The following is a 4,349-nucleotide window of genomic DNA, read 5'->3' on the forward strand; positions in this document are numbered from 1 at the left end:
TGGCATGCCTCGCCTCACATAACCTCAACTTCCCGAACCGCCCGGTGCGGACCCGCACGCCGGGTGGTGTGGCAGGGTGGTGTGGCAGGGGACCGGCCAGCTTGCTGGCCGCCCCTATGCCGATCATCATCTGGAGACAGCGATCAGTCAGCGCGGATAGCGTACGTCGAGAATATCGATCTGCTGGATGCCGACAGGCGTATGCAGCGCCACCGTATCGCCGATTTTCGCCTTGATCAGCGCGCGCGCCACCGGCGAAATCCAGCTGACGTAGCCGCGATCCAGATCCACCTCGTCGACGCCGACGATCGTCACCGTCTTCACGTCGCCGTCGTCGCCCGCATAGTCGACAGTCGCGCCGAAGAACACCTGATCGACGTTCTCCTGCTTGCTGCTGTCCACCACTTCCGCCTTGTCCAGACGCTTGCCCAGAAAGCGGATACGCCGGTCGATTTCGCGCAGACGACGCTTGCCGTAGATATAGTCGCCGTTCTCCGAGCGGTCGCCGTTGGACGCGGCACACGACACCAGTCGGACCACTTCGGGGCGCTCGGTATCGAGCAGTTGCAGCAGCTCGTCTCGCAGCCGCTGATGACCTGCCGGCGTGATGTAGTTCTTCGTGCCGGCGGGGACGTCGGGTTGACCGACATCGAGATCGTCGTCGCTTTCGTCCGACTCTTTAACAAATGCCTTGTTCATGATGCGAACCGCTGATCGGATATTTGCTTTGGAACTAACAACTTACCATGACGCACGCATGTCGCGCCGGGTCTGGCACGGCATTTTGGACAATAACCCTTCCCTTTTTCAATAACCCTCGTTATAATTTCGCATCTGCGTGCGGCTGTAGCTCAGTTGGATAGAGTACTTGGCTACGAACCAAGGGGTCGTGGGTTCGAATCCTGCCAGCCGCGCCATTTTTCGAAGGGCCTTCCACTTGGAAGAAGGCCCTTTTTGTTTTCCGCCGCCGAATCTACAAACTATCACACGCGCGGATTCGAACCGATATCGCCGATATGCATGCTCGGCGACGGCATATCCTCCACCGACGTCACCGCGCTCGATTCCTCGATCGTTTCGGCGCGCAAGCCCACCAGCGCCTGCGGACGCCGCAGAATCTCGTCCTCCACCGTATCGCCGAACGCCTGGCATACGAACGCCCTCAACAGCGCGATACGCAGCGACGGCCCGCGCCCTTCCACCGTCTTCCCCTCCTTGCCGAAGCTCACGCTGCACGTCACTTCGCCGCGTTCGTGATTGGTCATCTCGAGATTGCGGGCACGCTCCAGCACGACCGCCGCGGCTTTCCACGACGACGACGGCAGAAACCGTCCGTCCCACGGCCGGCCGCGATCGTTGCCACGAATGGAGAGCGTCTCGCCGCTGTCGGTGAAGTGGATTTCGCGGATGAAGTCGTGCAGCGCCCGCGTGACCCAGTAGTCGAGCGCGGTATCGTCGAGATCGGAGGTTTTCATTGCCGCGTTCCTTGTCTATCGGTTATCGACAGGCGTGCACGCCGCGTTCCCGCGCGGAATCAGTAGTCCGCGCGTTCCCGGTCGATGCGCATGCCGCCGTCCTGATTGCGATGATGCGGCTCGTCGCTCGGACGCTCCCGCGCGATGCGCATGACGTCGTGATTGGTCCGCACGCGGCGCATGACATTTGCCAGATGCACGCGGTCGCTGACCTGGATGACGAAGCGCAGCATCTTGGCTTCCTGCGACACGTCCTCGTCCATCGCGATATGGACGATATTGGCATCCGCCGAGGTGATGTCCGCCGCGACGCGCGCGAACACGCCCTTCGTGTTCTTGACCAGCACCTTCACGGCGACGTCGAACAGACGGCCCGGCTGAGGCGCCCACGCGACGTCGATCCAGCGGCCCGGATCGCGCCGGTGGATGCGCTGCGCGACGCGGCAATCGGTGGTGTGAATCGCCATGCCGAGCCCGATGCCGATATAGCCCATGATGTCGTCGCTGGGAATCGGGCGGCAGCATGGCGACAACTGCACCGACATGCCTTCCGTGCCCGTGATGACGACCACCGGCGGCGCGGTATTCGTGTTGTGATGCTCGCGATGCGGATGCTCGTCGCCGTCCAGACCGTTCATCAACATTTCGATGCGCTTGGCCATGACCGCCGCCACGCGCCGGCCGAGACCGATATCCGCGAAAATTTCCTGACGCGTCTTGTTGCCGGTCCACTGCACGAGCTTTTCCCACACTTCCGGCGTGACGTCGGACAACGCGAGGCCGTAGCCCTTGAGACTCTGATCGACCAGACGCTCGCCCAGCTGGACGGACTCGTTCAGGCGCATCGTCTTCAGGTAGTGACGGATGGCCGAGCGCGCCTTGCCGGTGCGCACGAAACCGAGCCACGCGGGATTCGGCTTCGAATACGGCGCGGTGATCACTTCGACGATATCGCCGCTCTTGAGTTCGGTACGCAGCGGCAGCAGTTCATTGTTGATCTTCACCGCGACGCACTGATTGCCGAGGTCGCTGTGGATCGAATACGCGAAGTCGAGCGCCGTCGCGCCGCGCGGCAGCGGCATGATCTTCGACTTCGGCGTGAATACGTAGACGGCGTCCGGGAACAGGTCGATCTTGACGTGCTCGAGGAATTCGCTCGAATCGCCCGCTTCGCTTTGAATGTCGAGCAGCGACTTGAGCCATTGATGCGCGCGCTTCTGCACGTCGTTCAGATCGGCGCCGCCGTTCTTGTATAGCCAGTGCGCCGCGACGCCCGCTTCCGCGATTTCATGCATCTTTCGCGTGCGGACCTGAAACTCGATCGGTGCGCCGAACGGGCCGACCAGCGTGGTATGCAGGGACTGATAGCCGTTCACCTTTGGAATGGCGATGTAGTCCTTGAACTTGCCGGGAACGGGCTTGTAGAGCGCATGCAGCGCGCCGATGCACGTATAGCATTCGAGCGCGCTTTCGACGACGACGCGAAAACCGTACACGTCGAGCACCTGCGAGAACGACAACTGCTTGTCGCGCATCTTCTTGTAGATGCTGAAGATGGTTTTCTCGCGGCCAGTGACTTCCGCGTTGATCTTCGCATCCGCAATGGTGCGCTGCACTGCTTCGAGAATCTTGCCGACCACTTCGCGCCGATTGCCGCGCGCCGCCTTCACCGCCTTTTCGAGCGTGGCGTAACGGGTCGGATTGAAATTCGCGAAGCTCAGATCCTGCAACTCGCGATACGTGTTGTTCAGACCGAGCCGATGCGCGATCGGCGCGTAGATATCCAGCGTCTCGCGCGCGACGCGACGGCGCTTCTCCGGCGGCACCGCGCCCAGCGTGCGCATGTTGTGCAGCCGGTCGGCGAGCTTGACGAGAATGACGCGCACGTCGCGCGCCATCGCCAGAAGCATCTTGCGGAAGTTTTCCGCCTGCGCTTCCTCGCGATTGCGGAATTCCATCTTGTCCAGCTTGGACAAGCCGTCGACCAGTTCCGCGACCTTCGCGCCAAAGTGCTCGGCGATCTCCGTCTTGGTCACGCCCTGATCTTCGATCACGTCATGCAGCAGCGCCGCCATGATCGATTGCGCGTCCAGCTTCCAGCCCGCGCAGATCTCCGCGACCGCGACCGGATGCGTGATGTACGGCTCGCCGCTCTGGCGATACTGCCCGAGATGGGCTTCATCGCTGAAATGGAAAGCCGCCTTGACTTCCTTGATCTCTTCCGGCGCGATATAGCTCGACAGCGCGTTCGTCAGTTTCGCGATGGAAACGACGTCGTGACGGCGCGGCTTTTCCGGCGTCGCGGTCGGACCGAACAGATGACGGAAGGACTGTTCGAGGACCGCGTCGATGTACTTGCGCGCCGCCTGCGGCTTGTCGGCGTCGAGCGCGGCGTCGGTATCCGGCTCGATTTCGGGATCCACGTTCAGGGAGGCGGGCAACGGTGTCGGACTCATGATCGCCTCCGTGGTCGTGTGACGCGCTGGTCGTCGGTTGAAAAGATGAAACGGTACTAAAAACTACTCAGGCGCGCTTAAACGGGCACCTTCTTCAACATTTCGATTCCGACCTGACCCGATGCGATTTCGCGCAGCGCGACGACGGTCGGCTTATCGCGACTTTCGATCTTCGGCGTGTGACCTTGTGCGAGCTGACGCGCGCGATACGTTGCCGCGAGCGCGAGTTCGAAACGATTCGGAATTTGTTTGAGGCAATCTTCAACGGTGATGCGGGCCATGTCTGTTTCCTTCTAGTGTTCCGTCCCAGAAATAACTTTACATAACCGAGCCACTTTCTGAAGGATGGAATCGGCGGTTGCGGTCCAGACAAATGGACGGTTGTGCTGGTTGTAGCGTGCGACATAGCGCTCGATGC

Annotated in this window: 4 protein-coding genes, 1 tRNA gene and 1 pseudogene; 1 reads left to right on the forward strand and 5 read right to left on the reverse strand. The window is 61.3% G+C overall.

From position 1 onward, the window contains the following. Window positions 1-147 precede the first annotated feature (147 nt). Window positions 148-699, reverse strand: a complete 552-nt coding sequence (gene greB, locus BVER_RS27910) for a transcription elongation factor GreB (RefSeq protein ID WP_050456011.1) — start codon at window positions 697-699, stop codon at window positions 148-150. Between the two features lie 141 nt (window positions 700-840). Between greB and BVER_RS27915 the strand changes: the two genes are divergently transcribed. Further along, a tRNA-Arg gene (locus BVER_RS27915) sits at window positions 841-917 on the forward strand. Between the two features lie 66 nt (window positions 918-983). Here BVER_RS27915 and BVER_RS27920 read toward each other — a convergent pair. The 4 genes and pseudogenes from BVER_RS27920 to BVER_RS34775 form a co-directional block, all read right to left on the reverse strand. Next, window positions 984-1,475 carry a phage protein NinX family protein gene (locus BVER_RS27920; protein ID WP_050456012.1) on the reverse strand — a complete coding sequence of 164 codons (492 nt, stop codon included), beginning with the start codon at window positions 1,473-1,475 and terminating at the stop codon, window positions 984-986. Between the two features lie 59 nt (window positions 1,476-1,534). Further along, window positions 1,535-3,931: a RelA/SpoT family protein gene (locus tag BVER_RS27925; RefSeq protein WP_050456013.1), complete on the reverse strand. Its 2,397-nt coding sequence runs from the start codon at window positions 3,929-3,931 to the stop codon at window positions 1,535-1,537. A gap of 77 nt (window positions 3,932-4,008) precedes the next feature. Further along, on the reverse strand, window positions 4,009-4,212 hold the full coding sequence (gene rpoZ, locus BVER_RS27930; RefSeq protein WP_050456014.1) for a DNA-directed RNA polymerase subunit omega: 204 nt from the start codon (window positions 4,210-4,212) through the stop codon (window positions 4,009-4,011). A 12-nt stretch (window positions 4,213-4,224) separates the two neighbouring features. Continuing rightward, window positions 4,225-4,349, reverse strand: a pseudogene (locus tag BVER_RS34775) (IS630 family transposase); the annotation flags it as partial.

This window comes from Candidatus Burkholderia verschuerenii, assembly GCF_001189365.1.
Lineage (GTDB): Bacteria > Pseudomonadota > Gammaproteobacteria > Burkholderiales > Burkholderiaceae > Caballeronia > Caballeronia verschuerenii.

Excerpts from the sequence above, each read along its gene's own strand:
- greB (WP_050456011.1), bottom strand. The coding sequence starts at position 699 with ATGAACAAGGCATTTGTTAAAGAGTCGGACGAAAGCGACGACGATCTC.
- BVER_RS27920 (WP_050456012.1), bottom strand. The coding sequence starts at position 1,475 with ATGAAAACCTCCGATCTCGACGATACCGCGCTCGACTACTGGGTCACG.
- BVER_RS27925 (WP_050456013.1), bottom strand. The coding sequence starts at position 3,931 with ATGAGTCCGACACCGTTGCCCGCCTCCCTGAACGTGGATCCCGAAATC.
- rpoZ (WP_050456014.1), bottom strand. The coding sequence starts at position 4,212 with ATGGCCCGCATCACCGTTGAAGATTGCCTCAAACAAATTCCGAATCGT.